A 14,418-nucleotide genomic window follows, 5' to 3' on the forward strand; every position below is an offset into this window, starting at 1 on the left:
CCTACAAGCTCGCCCCCGAATGCCTACCGCCTCAAGCTTCGCCCACCGACAGCCGCCCTTGACTTGGCGGCTGCGACGCTAACTTCGTGGCATTGGCGGTTGAAGAGGTTGCGCTGGGCGGCCGCGTGCCAGTCGCCGTGCTCGCGTCGTCGCCGGTAGTGGGCGTTGGCTCCGGCGGACGCTCGGAGTGAGGCGAAGGTCCAGAGGCAGCCGTCGTGGTTGAGTCGGTCGTTCTTCACCCAACGGCGCGTGATGACCGACTTCTTGCCAGAGGCCCTGGTGATGGCTCAGGCGGCCTTTGCCGTGTGGCTGATGCCTGCGCCGCTCGCCCCGGAGAACCGGGTTGGGCCTTGCCCGAGTACGGGGCGCGCCCCCGATGACACAACTTCAGAGACGTTGAGGCGTCGTGCCCCGTGCGTGCCCGATCAGACAGTGCGTGGCGGGGGGCAACGTCCACGATCCAGCAGTCGTCAAGCCGGAAATCGCGGGATGTCGCGAGCACCCGGATGACCCGTTTGACCAGTCCAAGTGCGGCGCGCAGCCGCTTGTTGTAGCCGGACTGCTGCGGCAAGTAGGGGGCACAGACCCGTCAGGTGCTTGCGGGCGTAGCGCAGCCAGTGTGCCTCGGAGGTGAAACCGAGCATCGCCTGGGCGACAGCGACGCAGACCAGCTCGGGGTCGGTCAGCACGGGCGGTCTGCCCATCCATCGTCGCCCTCCCCGCTCGTCGTCGATCCTCACGTAGAGTGCGGTGATGAGGGTCTCCAAGTCGGGTGTCACGAAAGGAACTTGGGGGACTTCGTCTCGTCCCCACGTTTGAACTCCGGTCCATCACTCGAACGAGTTCGTCCACACGCCGACTGAACGGAGTCCCACCGTCATGCCAGACACCACCTCGGCCGACCTCAGCCCCCGCGATGTCCTGGCCCGCTTCCACCGCGCGATGCTCGACAAGTCCGCGGACGATCTGGCTGATCTGTACACGGCTGACGCCCTGCACGAGTTCCCGTTTCTCGGCTTCCCTGGCATGCCTGAGCGCTACCAGGGACGGGAAGAAGTCCGTGCAGGCTATCGAGCGGCCTGGGGCACGAGCCCAGCGCAGCCACAGAGGATCCACGACGTCCTCGTCCACGAAAGCATCGACCCCGAAGTGATCACTGTCGAGCAGGTCGTCGCTGGAACCGTGACCACAACCGGCCAGGCGTTCAGCTTCCCCGGCCTCCTGGTGCTCCGCGTCCGGAACGGCCTGATCGTGCATGTCCGGGACTACATGGACGGCCTCCGCATCGCCCACACGATGGACCGACTGGCCGCCGTGGTTGCCAGCCTCGGTGCCGGCCAGATGGAAGCGACGCAGCCCTGATCCTGCTCAGAGGACGTTCTGGGCCGGTATGCCCGCTTCGGATGCGGGCTTGAGTTGGCCACGGCTCGGAAGATCACGCGGTCCCTCGGCAGCTTCTACAGTGTCCCGAGACGAAGGGGCCGGGGGCACGGCGATCAGAAGGGTTGTGAGCTGCTGTCGGTTTGCTGCACTGAAGTAAGTTGTGGTGAGCGGGAGTGAGTCCTGGCGGTGTATTCGCGGGGGTGGGAACGGGGGTTCTGGGACCGAATGGGTGACCTTGGCGGCTGCTGCTCGTTGGACTGGACAGCGGGTGTCTGGCCTTTGAGGGCGGGGGTGGTGTGGTGGGTGGTGTGAGGAAGTTGGCCGTGCCCTTCGTGGTGCCCGGGCCTTGCGGGGTGGCGGTCCGGGACCGTCTCAAGCACCTCACGCCCCACGACGAGGAAGTCCTGCGCGCGGTCGGTGAGCATCAGGGTGCGTTGGCTTCCCGTGATCTCAAGTCGCGCTGTGCGGATGGTCTGGAGCACAGCGCTCAGACGTGGGCGGCGCGTAAGCGGGACCTGACGAAGGAGTCATCGTCGCGGATCGCGGGTGCGATCACCAAGGCCACCCACGATCAGTGGGCGCTCGCGCGCCGCTGCCAGGCAGCACACATCCAGACACTGGAAACCGGGATCAGAACGCTGCGGCACCGCCTGTCCCTCCCGATCGGGGAGAAGGGCACCAAGCGGGCGGCGGGTGGCTACCGCTCCAAGGGCGAGTGGTTCCGCAAGTCCCGACGCCTGGCGGCACTGGAGGCGCGGCATGCGGCCGTTGTCGCCGAGTGGCAGGCCGGGCGGGTGCGGGTGGTGCGGGGCGGCAGACGTCTGCTCAACATCCGCCACCACCTCGCCCAGGCCGGGCTCACCGAGGACCAGTGGCGGGAACGGTGGGAGGCGGGGCGCTGGTTCATCGCGGCGGACGGTGAGTCGGGGAAGCGGTTCGGGAACGAGACGATCCGCGTCACCCCGGACGGCGAGGTCAGCATCAGGCTGCCGGCCCCGCTCGCGCACCTGGCCAACGCCGGGCACGGCCGGTACGTCCTCGCCTCCCGGATCGGCTTCGCGCACCGGGGTGTGGAGTGGGCCGACCGCATCGAAGCGAACCGGGCCGTCGCCTACCGCATCCACCTCGATACGGAGCGTGGCCGCTGGTACCTCACGGCCTCGTGGCAGCGCCCCGTCGTGAAGACCATCCCGTTGGAGGCCGCCCGCGTCCGGGGCATGATCGGTGTCGACACCAACGCCGATCACTTCGCCGCCTACCGGCTGGACCGGCACGGCAATCCCGTCGGTGACCCGCGCCGCTTCGGCTTCGACCTGTCCGGTTCGGCCGGTCACCGCGACGCGCAGCTCCGCCACGCGCTGACCCGGCTGATCCACTGGGCGGTGCGTGTCGGTGTCGCCGCGATTGGCATCGAAGACCTCGACTTCGCCACGGAGAAGACCCGGGAGATGCACGGCCGCAGGAAGCGGTTCCGGCAGCTCATCTCCGGCATACCGACCGGGAAACTGAAGGCTCGGCTGGTGTCGATGGCAGCCGAACAGGGCCTGGGCATTGTCGCGGTCGACCCGGCCTACACCTCCCGGTGGGGTGCCCAGCACTGGCAGAAGCCGCTGGCCACCTCCCACCGAAAGATGTCCCGTCACGATGCCGCCGGTGTCGCGATCGGACGACGCGCCCTCGGGCACCCGGTCCGGCGTCGGACGGCACCGCCCCCGCACGACCGGAGCGATCGTGCGGGGCATCGGACCGTCCAGGCCGGACCAGGCACCCGGGGGCGTGAGGGAACCCGCCCACCCACCACGGACCGGCCCCCGAGAGGGCCGTCACCGAGCGGGACGCGAACGCGGGAACCCAGCGCATCCCACACCGTTCGGGATGCGCCCAGTACGCAACAGTGGGTCCAGGACTCACTCATGCACACTGGCTAGGAACGGTTGACGCACCGACGTGGCACAGAACGAGCGGTTGGCTGACCTGAAGCCCGTTCGCCGGCGTCAGGCCGCCGCTCTGGCGCTATGGCGGTGGCGTGCGCCGGTACTCGCGTTCGAAATGGATGCGGACTGGGGCGTCGACCCGCATGTGCTGGAGTCGCTGTTCCGACTGGCAACGGAACCTCCTGGGGAACAGTCGAACCACGCCTACGGCCAGGCATTCGCCGAGCTGTGCACGGCTCCGATCTTCGAGTCCGAAGTCGACCCGGACACGGTCCAGCTCTTCCAATTGGAAATCTTCGGGGGCTTGTGGGCCTTCGGCGAGCTGCTCGACAAGCCAGGCCTGGACGAGGTCGAACGAGTAGTCGAGTTGTCGTCCGGCCTGGCGGGCTACCTGGACAGTCTCGTTGAGGGCTCGTTCTACTCCCATCCCTCGGAGGAAGCGCACCACCAGTACCTCGCGAACCTGGCGGACCGGACGAGCGGCGAGGGCTACTTCGCCTCACGCAACTTCGTTGTCGAGTCCGCCTGCCACGGCGCCCTCCGGACCTTTTCCGATTCCGATGGGCTGCTCGACTCGTTCGCGGGACGCGAGTTACTCGCGCTTTGCGAGGACTTCGGCGAAGAGCTCGTCGCAACGCTGCGGTGGCTCCGCGCGCCGGGCCATTAGCGATCACGCCCCGAGCCCGGTGGCGGGCCGCCGCGGTGGGCCGGCGACTCGGCGGAGGGCAGCTACGGACGGCGCTGGGCGAACAAGCCGGGTTCGGTCTCGGCGAGGACGCCGGGACCGACCAGGCGCTTGAGCTTGTGCCGGGTGCTCTCGACGTTCTTCGGCGTGACGGCGAGATCGAGGCGCTCGCACAGGTCGCGGGCGCGCATCGGTCCGACGGCGTCGGCGAATGCGTCGAGGATCTGTTGGTAGGCCGGGTGAGCCGGCAGGACCGGCGGCGGATCGGTCGGTTCCGGATCGGTCGGCGGCAGGGCAAGGAGTCTTGCGGGTCACTGCCAAGTTCCCCATCTCCTCGTCGAGTTCACACAGACGTGCGGCGAGTGCGTCGATCTGCGCGCGGAGCTCTTCCGCGGCGGTGCCGATCTCCCGCTCGCGTGCGTCGATCCGCTCCAGGAGCGGGGTGATCTGGGCGTCCACACGCTCACCCGCGCCAGGTCGGCGTGGTCTGGCCGGTGAGCCGGCGCGCTATCACGTCGATCAAGGCCCAGCGCACCCTGGAGTCCGAGGACTTCGGCCTGCTCTCGTAGTCACGCACGAGCCGCCGGAACAGCATGAGGATGCCGAGCGTCTGCTCCACGATCCAGCGCTTGGCCTGCGGAACGAAGCCGGTGCCCTGGTCGGCGGGATTGCGTTCGACGATCTCGACGTCGGTACCACCGTGGTGCCGTGCTCGACGACGGTCTTCTTGAAGCCCTGGTCAACCAGCGCCTTCTTGACGGTGCCGATGGGGGCGACCTGGCCCGTCCGATTGAGAAGCCATGGCGTCCGGGGCGTTGCGGTCGTCCATGAGCCCTTCCGGTCGGCTCGTCCCTGGCGGGGACGCCTCACACCTCGTCCGTTCGCTCGGCCACGTTGCCGTCGTGTTCCTCCCGCAACCACCGGGAGTGGTGTCGCTGCGCCCAGGACCGGCTGACGTACCCGGTACGCATGCCGAGTCTCGCCTCCGGGTCCTCGAACGCCTTGCGCATGTGCCCGAGGACGGCGAAGGTGATCGCCCAGGCCAGCAGGTCGTGGATGAAGATCGCACTGGTGCGGGAGATGAAGGGCAGCAGCCCCATGAACCACATGAGCAAGCCGGTGAACATCATCACCAGGACGGCGCCGGCGATCCAGCCCGCATAGAGTTTCTGCCCCGCGTTGAACTTTCCGGCCGGGCGCGCCTCGGGCGAGGTCAGGCGCCGGCGGGCGGCCCGCAGCCACTGCCGGTCGTACACCGCGAACCGGTTCAACCTGCGCAGGTCCGCACGGAATTCGGCCGAGAGGAGTCCCAGCAGGAAGGGCAGCGGCAGTGAGATGCCCGACCACTCGTGCACGGTGACCATGACATGCCGCCGGCCGACGAGCTGGGCGAGCGGCCCGAGGTACAGGCAGGCGGCGGAGACCAGGCACACGAGCATCAGGTAGCCGGTGTACCGGTGGACCATGCGCTCGGCGGTGCCGAAGCGGCGGACCCGTTCCGTGGGATCAGGCCGCTTCGCCGTGCCGGTCGGCGTTGTCGAGCCAGCCGTCGATTGCATATCCGCGCTCCTCCCAGAAACCGGGAACGACCTTGTCGGTGACCGAGATACCGGACAGCCACTTGGCCGACTTGTAGAAGTACATGGGTGCCACGTAGAGGCGGACCGGTCCGCCGTGCTCGTGGGTGATGGGTTTGTCCTGCATGTTCAGTGCCACGAGGATGTCCGAGCGGCGGGCCTGTTCCAGGGTGAGGCTCTCGGTGTAGGCGCCGTCGAAGCAGGTGAAGCGGACGGCCGCGCCGGGGGAGCGCACTCCGGAGGCGTCGAGGATGTCCGCCAGTTTCACCCCGTCGAAGGGTGTCTTGTTCACGCGCCATCCGTCCGTGCACACCACGTCGTGGACGACCCGGGTCTGCGGCATCGCGCGCAGGTCGGCCAGTGTGTAGGTTTTCGGCTTGGTCACCAGCCCGCCGACGGTGAGTGCGTAGTTCGTCTCGTCCTTGCGCGGCACCGAGCCGACGATGCTGTAGTAGCGGAAGCCGCCCGGGTTGGGCAGCAGACCGGTCAGTCCGGTCGCGTCGACCTGGGAGGCGGCGCCGAGGAGCCCCTCCCAGCCACGCTGGAGGTAGGGCGCCGCGGCGAGCCCTGCGGCGCCGGCGCCGAGCATGCCCAGCACCGCCCGTCGTCCCACCGGTGCGCCCTCGGCCCTCGGCTTCGGCTGTCCTGCCATGGTCAGTGTGCTCCTTCGCAGTGATCACGACCCCGGAGGTGTGCGGTCGTGCGGGAGACGTCGGCACCGGCCGGGCGGATGCACACGTGTGTACGCTGTCGAGCCACCACTGTCACCCTTTCAACAGGTGACGATCGTGACATGTGGTTCTCCGGCTGTCAACGACGCGCCGGCGACACACACACCTGCGAGGGGCTTGAGGGCCCGCCGCGTCGCAGTCGCCGCGGCGGGCATATGCGAGCTGCTAGGGTGGTTGATGACGTAGACCTTCTATCGAGGAGTCGCAGACATGGTGGGTGAAGACGACATCTCCGGGTGAGACCCGGATCTGACGGCCACCGGCCCGCGCGCACGAGCGCTGCCGCCGTGGTCCGTTCTGTCGTCCCCTTTTCCCATGTCTGCCCAGGGCAGAGCTCTATGTTCTGCCCTCAGTACCTTCGAGGTCACTTCCATGTCCGACGCTGCCATCGTCTGCTCGAACCTCTCCTTCGCCTGGCCGGACGACACCCCGGTCTTCCACGACCTGTCCTTCACCGTGAACACCGGCCGTACCGGCCTGGTCGCTCCCAACGGCTCCGGCAAGAGCACCCTGCTCAAGCTGATCGCCGGTGAACTGAAGCCCGCCACCGGCACGGTGTCCGCCAGGGGCACCGTCGGCTACCTCCCGCAGAGCCTTCCCCTGACCGGGAACCTCACGGTCGCCGAGGTGCTCGGTGTCGCCGCGGTGATCCGTGCCCTGGACGCCGTGGAGTCCGGGGACGTCGGCGAGGAGCACTTCGCCGTCATCGGTGACGACTGGGACATCGAGGAGCGCACCCGCGCCCAGCTCGACCGCCTCGGCCTCGCCGACCTCACACTGGACCGCAGCCTCAGCACGCTCAGCGGCGGCCAGGTCGTCTCGCTCGGCCTCGCCGCCCAACTGCTCAAGCGCCCCGACGTGCTGCTGCTCGACGAGCCCACCAACAACCTCGACCTGGAGGCCCGGCACAAGCTGTACGACGTGCTGTCGGACTTCAACGGCTGTCTGCTTCTGGTCAGCCACGACCGCGCGCTCCTCGACCGTATGGAACGCATCGCCGAACTCGGCAGCGACGAACTGCGCCTGTACGGCGGGAACTTCACCGAGTACGAGGAGGCCGTCCGCGCCGAGCAGGAGGTCGCCGAGAAGAACGTCCGCAACGCCGAGCAGGAACTCAAGCGGGAGAAGCGGGAGATGCAGCAGGCCCGCGAGCGCGCCGAGCGCCGCGCGAGCAACGCCGCCAAGAACCTCAAGAACGCGGGTCTGCCCAAGATCTTCGCCGGCAACATGAAGCGCGGTGCGCAGGAGGCCGCGGGCAAGTCCGGCACGATGCACGCCTCCCGGGTCAGCGAGGCCAAGTCCCGCCTCGACGAGGCCGGGCGGGCGCTGCGCGAGGAGCAGCGCCTCACCCTGGAACTGCCCGACACCCGGGTACCCGCCGGGCGCAACCTCTTCCTCGGCGAGGGGATGCAGGCACGTCTCGGGGACAAGGCCGTGTTCGCCCCGAGCGGTGTCGACCTGACCGTCCGGGGCCCGGAGCGCATCGCACTGACCGGCCCCAACGGCGCCGGCAAGACCACCCTGATGCGTCTCATCACGGGCGACCTCGCCCCGGACGGCGGGGAGATCAAGCGCAACGACGGCCGGATCGCTTATCTCTCGCAGCGCCTGGACCTGCTGGACCTGGACCGCACAGTGGCGGAGAACTTCGCCGAGTTCGCCCCCGAGCGGCCCGAGGCGGAGCGGATGAACCTGCTCGCCCGCTTCCTCTTCCGGGGCGCGCGGGCGCACCTGCCCGTCGGAGTGCTCTCCGGCGGCGAGCGGCTGCGTGCCACCCTGGCCTGCGTGCTGTGCGCCGAGCCCGCCCCCCATCTGCTGCTGCTCGACGAGCCGACGAACAACCTCGACCTGGTCAGCGCGGGCCAGCTGGAGAGCGCGCTCAACTCCTACCAGGGCGCTTTCATGGTGGTCAGCCACGACGAGCGGTTCCTCGCCGCGATCGGGGTCAACCGCTGGCTGCGGCTGGCCGACGGAGCGCTCAAGGAGACGGGAGCCCCCTCGGTGTGACCCGTCGGCGCGTGCAGTGGCCCGCGTCCGAGGCCGAGTGCCCGGCGGGCCGACCACCGACCGCATCGGAGGGACACCCGTGCCCCAGCCCGCTCTGCTCGCCCACGACGTCGTCCGCTCCCTGGGGGGCCGACGCGTTCTCGACGGCGTCAGCCTGACCGCCTCTCCCGGCCACCGCATCGGTCTGATCGGGGAGAACGGCGTCGGCAAGTCCACCCTGCTGAGGGTGCTCGCAGGCGTGGACGAACCCGACGCCGGAAGCGTCACCCGCCCCGGCGACCTCGGCTTCCTCCACCAGGAGATGCCGTTCGACGCCGCCTCGTCCCTGGCCTCGGTGCTGGACGAGGCGCTCCGCGAGGCCCGCGAGGACCTCGCGGAGCTCGACCGGCTCGGCGAGGAGCTGGCCCGCGTCCCGGAGGACCACCCCGGCCACCGGGAACTCCTCGATGCCTACGGCAGGCGGTTGGAGCAGGCCCAGGACCGCGAGTCCTGGGACGCCGACCGCCGTGCCGCCCTGGTGCTGGACGGCCTGGGTCTCGGCGCGGTCGGGCACGACCGGACGCTCGGCTCGCTGTCCGGAGGACAGCGCGGCCGACTGGCCCTGGCCGCGCTGCTGGTGAGGCGGCCGTCGGCGCTGCTGATGGACGAGCCGACCAACCACCTCGACGACGGCGCCGCCGCCTTCCTGGAGGAGCAGATCCGAGACCTGCCCGGGACCGTGGTGCTCGCCAGTCACGACCGGGCGTTCCTCGACGCCGTGTGCACCGACCTGATCGACCTCGATCCGGCGGTGGACGGCCCGGCGCGCTACGGCGGCAACTACAGCGCCTACCTGTCTCAGAAGCGTGCCGAGCGGGAGCGCTGGGAGCGGCGGTACGCCGAGGAGCAGGAGGAACTGGCGGGGCTGCGGCACTCGGCAGGGGTGACCGCGCACCTGGTCGCCCCGGACAGGGGGCGGCGCGACAACGAGAAGATGGGCTACGGCCACCGGGCGGGCCGGGTGCAGAACCAGATCTCCCGCCGAGTACGCAACGCCACCCGGCGGCTGGAGGAACTGGAGCGCACCCAGGTCGCCGAACCGTCCCGACCGCTGCGGTTCGCGGCCGGGGATCTGGCCGCACCGGCGGAGGAGGGCCCGCAGCCGCTGGTGTCCCTGCGGGACGTGCGGGTACCCGGCCGGCTCGCGCTGGACGGCCTGGAGGTGACGACGACCGACCGGCTGCTGGTCACCGGCGGCAACGGGGCGGGCAAGTCCACGCTGCTCGCTGTGCTCGCCGGACGTCTCGCGGCCGACGGCGAGGTGCACAGGCGGCGCCGACTGACGGTGGGGCTGCTCACCCAGGACACCGTCTTCGAACGACCCGGGCGCACGGTCCGGGACACCTACGAGCTGTCGGTGGGTTCGCCGAGGGCCGAGAAGGTGCCGCTCGGCTCGCTCGGCCTGATGCACGAGGCGGACCTGGACAAGCCGGTCGGGCAGCTGTCCGTGGGACAGCGCCGACGTCTCGCGCTGGCCCTCCTGGTGGCGCGTCCACCACAGCTGCTGCTGCTCGACGAGCCCACGAACCACCTCTCACCGCGTCTGTGCGACGAGCTGGAGGAGGCGCTTGGCACCGGACCCGGTGCCATCGTGGTGGCCAGCCACGACCGGTGGCTGCGACGGCGGTGGCAGGGCCGGGAGATCCGGCTGGAGCCGGGGCGCGGCCCGCGGAAGGAGGCGGAACCGGCCGCTTTCCGGGCCTGACCAGCAGGCATCGCACGAGGTATCGTACGGTCGCGAGGGGCGCGGACCGTGACGTTGGCGTACCTTGCGTCCGACGGGAGTCACCTGTCAAAATGGTGATGTGAACCTTAACCATGCCTTCGTCTGCGGCCACCCGGCCCTCGACTTCGCGGCCACCCTCCGAGCCCGGCGCTCGACCCGGTTCGAGATGTTCGTGACCCCGGAGCGGCTGAACGCCTGGTACCTGGAGTCCGGACTCGTGGACACGATCACGCCCGGCGAGGACGACGACGTCCGCGAGGCGATCAGGGTGCGCGAGGCCATCTACCGGCTCGTCACCGACCGCCGTCTCGGTGAGGAGTTCGACCGCGAGGCGCTCGCCGTGGTCAACGGCGCCGCGCGCGAGACCCCCGTGACGCCACAGCTCACCGTGAAGGGCCGGCACACCGAGGCGACCCCCGCGCAGGCCCTGGCCACGGTCGCCCGGCAGGCCGTCGAAGTGCTCAGCGGCCCGGACGTGCCCCTGATGAAGGAGTGCGGCAACCCGGAGTGCACGCGCGTCTACATCGACCGGTCCCGGGGCATGCGGCGTCAGTGGTGCGGCATGGAGTCCTGCGGCAACAAGTACAAGGCCGCCGCCTACCGGGCACGCAAGAAGACCGCTGCCTCCGCGCCCGTGGGATGACGCCCTGACCTGGGCGGCGGCGCGCGTTCCCGGCGGACGCGGGACTCACGGTCCAGGGACGCTCCGAGGAGACATGTGTCAGGAGAAGCCCACCGCTTCCGATGACGGATGCCCACGGTAGTCCCGGGGTGACGTCCCCATGACACGCTTGAATGCGGTGCTCAGGGCACTGTCCGAGCCGTAACCCACCGAGTGTGCGATGGAGGCCACGGTCCCCTCGCCCTGACACAGCCGCTTGGCCGCGAGTTCGATCCGCCACGCCGTGAGGTACTCGTGGGGTCCCCGGCAGACCGCCTTCTTGAACCGGGTGGTGAGTACGGTGCGGGACACCGATCCCGCACGGGCCAGTTCGGCGACGGTCCACGAAGAGATGCCTGTGAGGGGCCGCCAGTCTGCTGGTGGCCCCTCACCTGTTCGCCGCCGAGCTCATTTTGCGGGCGAAGGCGATGCCGGGGCGATGTGCGAGGTTGGCAATGAAGCGGGAAGCGGTTCGGATTCCGACTGAATGTACGAACTGTCATCACCCTTGCAAGGGGTGGGGGGTGCAGATCGCCGATCGAGGCAGGCTGCGCCGGGAGTTCAATTGGTCCTGCAGTAACTGTGGGATTGAGTCGGATGACGGCGGTTGGGGGCAGGTCCCTAGTTTCATCGCAGGCTGCTTCGCGCATCTCCGATAGGGGAGTTCTGAGTGAATCCTTTCTTGATCCCATTTATCCTCGAATACCCTGCAGGTCTGACCGAGCGGGCCAAAATCTTCCTCTCTCGGCGGGCTCGGCGGGGGGCGATTGCATGGTCTGATGACCGCGAGGAGGTGCTGGCCGAATATATTGAGTCGTTCGGGGAGAAGGGCGTAGAGTTCTGGGAACGTCTGCACTTCCTTCGCATGCGTTACGGGGGGCTTTCTTACGAGAGTGCTGGATGGGCATCGGAAGGTACTGTCAACTTTCAGCCGTTCGCCGAGCTGGATCCGGACGACGGCGTTCCCATGGTTTCGCTCGTAGAGTCCTCTCGTCTTCCTGTTGGCGTCTTCGTGGCACCCGATGATTCAATCCACTATTTCGGCGAACACGGCAATGACTCCCGATTTTTGAAGGCGTTCAACAACGTCAATTCATTGATCGAGTCCGCTGCTATGTACTGGGAATGTGAGAGCTGGATCAGCGTGGCAGCCGGCGGGCCCGAGGGCGTTGCTGATGTGATGTCACGGGCTGAAGCCCTGAATTTCGTGGACGAGCCCTCGGGGTCTCATGAATGGTGGTGGGAGGAGGGTGGAGTGCGCGTGCACGTGTGGCGCACATGTGCCGAGTTGTTCAATGACGAATCCACTATTCGTTGGAATGTTTGGGCGCGCGACAGGGGGCAAGTCTCGGCTGCGCTGAAATTCGCCATTATTTAGCGACATGTCGCGGCCGACTGGGTCGACCAGCAGGAGGTGGCGTATGTCTGAATTCATCCGACGTGACTGCATGTTCAAAATGTGGAGCTTTGATGTGTCGCACCGTCATCTGATCCTGCGCGGCGATCCAGTCGCCTTCGACAACACCACGACCAGGGTCGAAATCTACTTCGGGCATGTCGAATTCATGCTGCTGAAGCCGGTCTGTCGTGGAATCCGCGTACGACCTGCCGCAAGCGCTGAGTTCGACGAGGGGTTCCCTGCGTGGCCGCCGTCTTCTGTAGGCACGTGCTCCACAAGCTGCTACCCAACGAAGCTACACTCAGAGTCCATTTCCCGGGCAACGGAACCGCGTCGGCCTGGGAATTCACCGGAGGAGTAAGAGGATAGAAGGTGCTGTGACTGCGGAGCACTATCTCAGGTTCTGGTATCCGACCACAAACCGAGAGACCGGGCTGGAAGTATCTCAGGTCGAGCAGGTGGTAGCGGCCGCGGAGAAGGCTCTCGAACTCTATCGGGAAGCGGGAGTGGAAGACTTTCCAGGGCTCTCCCTCTGGAGAGGAAAGGACATTCCCGAGGACTCGCTGAACGTCGGTGTGTCGCAGGATGGTTGGGCCCTCATCCATACCGACGAGGACTTCTGGCAGACCGTTACCAGGTCGACCGATCACCCCGGTGGTCCGTTGCGTCGAGTGATCTTCGACGACTCGCTGGAGATCTCGGCCAGGTGCTTCATCGATCGGGTACTCGCCATCGAGGCGATCGCTCACTGGCTCAAGGGGGATGGGCTCCTTGAGGCGGCCAACTTCTCGGAGGACCTGGACAGCGAGTAGGAAGTCCGGCGTTTCTGAACTCGGCGCGAGGCGGGATCTTCTGAATCTCTTCGGCGTGACTGTCGATTACGCTCTCAGTTGCTCCTGCTGATGCAGCCGGGAGAGCTCGCCGAAATTCCCGGCGGACTGTCCCGGCTGATGATTTTGCGCATCGAGGATCAGCAAAGCGCCGAAGCCTGCAAGGTGAACAATCCTACCGCTGTTTCTGTTTCGCGTTAGGGGATGTTGCACCTGATCGTCTGCGCCGACGACGTGACTCATCCTCATTGGATCATGACGCAACAGTAGTTTGCCATGAGGAAGCGGTTCGGATTCCGACTGAATGAGCGAACTGCCATCACCCTTGCGTGGGGTGGGGAATGCAGATAAGTGCATGGGTAAGGTGGAGGATATGGACGTGACGTACACATGGAAGTGGAACGGAGAAGATCACGCGGTAGTGGCCAAGGTCATCAATAAATTCATCAGCGACTGGTTCAACAACGTTGTGGTCCAGAACAGCCCGGATTGGCAGACGACATGCTGAGAATCGAAGAGCTGGAGGCCGCGCTTCCGGCGATGACGCCGTGGCGCGTGCCCGGGGGGCGCAGCGTGGACTGGGCTGCCCTTGAGGCGGTCCTCGGGACGACGCTGCCCTCGGACTTCCGTGCTCTGGCGGAGGCGTACCCGGTGCTGATCATCGACGACTTCCTGAGCGTGTCCGTTCCCCGGCCCGACAGGGAGGTGTCATGGGCGTCCGGGGCCAGGGAGGACGAGATCCTTCAGGATCTGTACGAGATGGGCGACACCGAGGACTACGTGCCCTACCCGCACCCGGGAGGCCTGATTTCCTGGGGGGAATCCAATGCGGGGGACGTCTTCTACTGGAAGACGAGCCCCACGGACCCGGACGCGTGGCTGGTGGTCGTCCGCACGGCCAACGCCGACTGGATCGAGTTCCCGTTCTGCGCCGTCGAGTTCCTGGTCGGCGTGTACGGGCGCACGATCGATGTGCCGGGCATGCCCAGGGACTTCCCGAGTGACGACCCGAAGGTACTGGGCCTGAGCGACCGCTTCGACTGATCGGTAACCGATCCGCAGGCACATGTGAACAGCGGTCGCCCCCAGGGTTCCTGGGGGCGACCCTCATTCAGCGGGGTTGGGGCTTGCCCCCGGTCGCGCCACCTCTGCCCATCGTCCACGAGCAGCCGACCATGGGCGGTGCCCATCCCGAAATGCCTACCTTTTCCATGGTTCTGCTTGAGGACGACCGGTCGTCGCTCGAAGTCCCGCTGGAGTCGGTCGGGTACGTGTACTGGGCGGCGGAGGAGCTGGAGTTCGTCGTCATCGGCGGAACGCAGTTCATCTGCCCTCGGACATCATGATGGGCGACTGCGCGACGGGCGCACAAAGCCGTCATCGGAACTCGCTCCGGGCGGCTCGAGGGGGGCGCGCGGACGGTGATGATGCCGTTGTCGGCGGCAG

Annotated in this window: 16 protein-coding genes and 2 pseudogenes; 12 read left to right on the forward strand and 6 right to left on the reverse strand. The window is 67.6% G+C overall.

Annotated elements, in window-relative coordinates; translation table 11 throughout:
- Positions 1-95 precede the first annotated feature (95 nt).
- A pseudogene (locus ACFU8W_RS46725) lies at positions 96-284 on the reverse strand (IS110 family transposase); the annotation flags it as partial.
- Positions 285-879: 595 nt separating this feature from the next.
- Between ACFU8W_RS46725 and ACFU8W_RS46730 the strand changes: the two are divergent.
- From ACFU8W_RS46730 to ACFU8W_RS46740, 3 genes are all read left to right on the forward strand, one after another.
- Positions 880-1,362: a nuclear transport factor 2 family protein gene (locus ACFU8W_RS46730; RefSeq protein WP_384051777.1), complete on the forward strand. Its 483-nt coding sequence runs from the start codon at positions 880-882 to the stop codon at positions 1,360-1,362.
- 320 nt (positions 1,363-1,682) lie between these two features.
- Positions 1,683-3,311: an IS200/IS605 family accessory protein TnpB-related protein gene (locus ACFU8W_RS46735; protein ID WP_384051778.1), complete on the forward strand. Its 1,629-nt coding sequence runs from the start codon at positions 1,683-1,685 to the stop codon at positions 3,309-3,311.
- Positions 3,312-3,330: 19 nt separating this feature from the next.
- Positions 3,331-3,984: a hypothetical protein gene (locus ACFU8W_RS46740; protein ID WP_384051780.1), complete on the forward strand. Its 654-nt coding sequence runs from the start codon at positions 3,331-3,333 to the stop codon at positions 3,982-3,984.
- A 62-nt stretch (positions 3,985-4,046) separates the two neighbouring features.
- Here ACFU8W_RS46740 and ACFU8W_RS46745 read toward each other — a convergent pair whose 3' ends face one another.
- The 4 genes and pseudogenes from ACFU8W_RS46745 to ACFU8W_RS46760 form a co-directional block, all read right to left on the reverse strand.
- Positions 4,047-4,193, reverse strand: coding sequence for a hypothetical protein (locus ACFU8W_RS46745; RefSeq protein WP_384051782.1), 147 nt, complete (start codon positions 4,191-4,193; stop codon positions 4,047-4,049).
- Positions 4,194-4,465: 272 nt separating this feature from the next.
- Positions 4,466-4,764: pseudogene (locus tag ACFU8W_RS46750) on the reverse strand (IS5/IS1182 family transposase); the annotation flags it as partial.
- A gap of 104 nt (positions 4,765-4,868) precedes the next feature.
- Entirely contained in the window at positions 4,869-5,561 is a 693-nt protein-coding gene (locus ACFU8W_RS46755) for a cytochrome b/b6 domain-containing protein (RefSeq protein ID WP_384051784.1), read from the reverse strand.
- On the reverse strand, positions 5,509-6,231 hold the full coding sequence (locus tag ACFU8W_RS46760; RefSeq protein ID WP_384051786.1) for a molybdopterin-dependent oxidoreductase: 723 nt from the start codon (positions 6,229-6,231) through the stop codon (positions 5,509-5,511). Before ACFU8W_RS46760 ends, ACFU8W_RS46755 begins: the two co-directional genes overlap by 53 nt.
- 451 nt (positions 6,232-6,682) lie before the next feature.
- On the opposite strand from ACFU8W_RS46760, the gene abc-f reads away from it, so the two are divergent.
- From abc-f to ACFU8W_RS46775, 3 genes are all read left to right on the forward strand, one after another.
- The gene (gene abc-f / locus ACFU8W_RS46765) at positions 6,683-8,317 is read left to right on the forward strand and encodes a ribosomal protection-like ABC-F family protein (protein ID WP_384051788.1); all 1,635 of its coding nucleotides are present in this window, start codon (positions 6,683-6,685) and stop codon (positions 8,315-8,317) included.
- A gap of 79 nt (positions 8,318-8,396) precedes the next feature.
- Entirely contained in the window at positions 8,397-10,061 is a 1,665-nt protein-coding gene (locus ACFU8W_RS46770; RefSeq protein ID WP_384051790.1) for an ABC-F family ATP-binding cassette domain-containing protein, read from the forward strand.
- Positions 10,062-10,161: 100 nt separating this feature from the next.
- Positions 10,162-10,725, forward strand: a complete 564-nt coding sequence (locus ACFU8W_RS46775; RefSeq protein ID WP_384051792.1) for a CGNR zinc finger domain-containing protein — start codon at positions 10,162-10,164, stop codon at positions 10,723-10,725.
- Between the two features lie 78 nt (positions 10,726-10,803).
- Here the strand turns inward: ACFU8W_RS46775 and ACFU8W_RS46780 are convergent, their stop codons facing one another.
- Entirely contained in the window at positions 10,804-11,097 is a 294-nt protein-coding gene (locus ACFU8W_RS46780; RefSeq protein ID WP_384051849.1) for a helix-turn-helix transcriptional regulator, read from the reverse strand.
- A gap of 316 nt (positions 11,098-11,413) precedes the next feature.
- Between ACFU8W_RS46780 and ACFU8W_RS46785 the strand changes: the two genes are divergently transcribed.
- From ACFU8W_RS46785 to ACFU8W_RS46810, 6 genes are all read left to right on the forward strand, one after another.
- The gene (locus tag ACFU8W_RS46785; protein WP_384051794.1) at positions 11,414-12,121 is read left to right on the forward strand and encodes a hypothetical protein; all 708 of its coding nucleotides are present in this window, start codon (positions 11,414-11,416) and stop codon (positions 12,119-12,121) included.
- A 398-nt stretch (positions 12,122-12,519) separates the two neighbouring features.
- Positions 12,520-12,954, forward strand: a complete 435-nt coding sequence (locus ACFU8W_RS46790; protein WP_384051796.1) for a hypothetical protein — start codon at positions 12,520-12,522, stop codon at positions 12,952-12,954.
- A 78-nt stretch (positions 12,955-13,032) separates the two neighbouring features.
- On the forward strand, positions 13,033-13,173 hold the full coding sequence (locus ACFU8W_RS46795; RefSeq protein ID WP_384051798.1) for a hypothetical protein: 141 nt from the start codon (positions 13,033-13,035) through the stop codon (positions 13,171-13,173).
- Positions 13,174-13,276: 103 nt separating this feature from the next.
- Entirely contained in the window at positions 13,277-13,480 is a 204-nt protein-coding gene (locus ACFU8W_RS46800; protein ID WP_384051800.1) for a hypothetical protein, read from the forward strand.
- Positions 13,474-14,016 (forward strand): SMI1/KNR4 family protein, encoded by a 543-nt coding sequence (locus ACFU8W_RS46805; RefSeq protein ID WP_384051802.1) that lies wholly within the window; start codon positions 13,474-13,476, stop codon positions 14,014-14,016. The genes ACFU8W_RS46800 and ACFU8W_RS46805 overlap by 7 nt, the downstream gene beginning before the upstream one ends.
- Positions 14,017-14,183: 167 nt before the next feature.
- Positions 14,184-14,318, forward strand: a complete 135-nt coding sequence (locus tag ACFU8W_RS46810; protein ID WP_384051804.1) for a hypothetical protein — start codon at positions 14,184-14,186, stop codon at positions 14,316-14,318.
- Positions 14,319-14,418 lie beyond the last annotated feature (100 nt).

This window comes from Streptomyces sp. NPDC057565 (genome assembly GCF_042801455.1).
Classification (GTDB): Bacteria; Actinomycetota; Actinomycetes; order Streptomycetales; family Streptomycetaceae; genus Streptomyces; species Streptomyces yanii.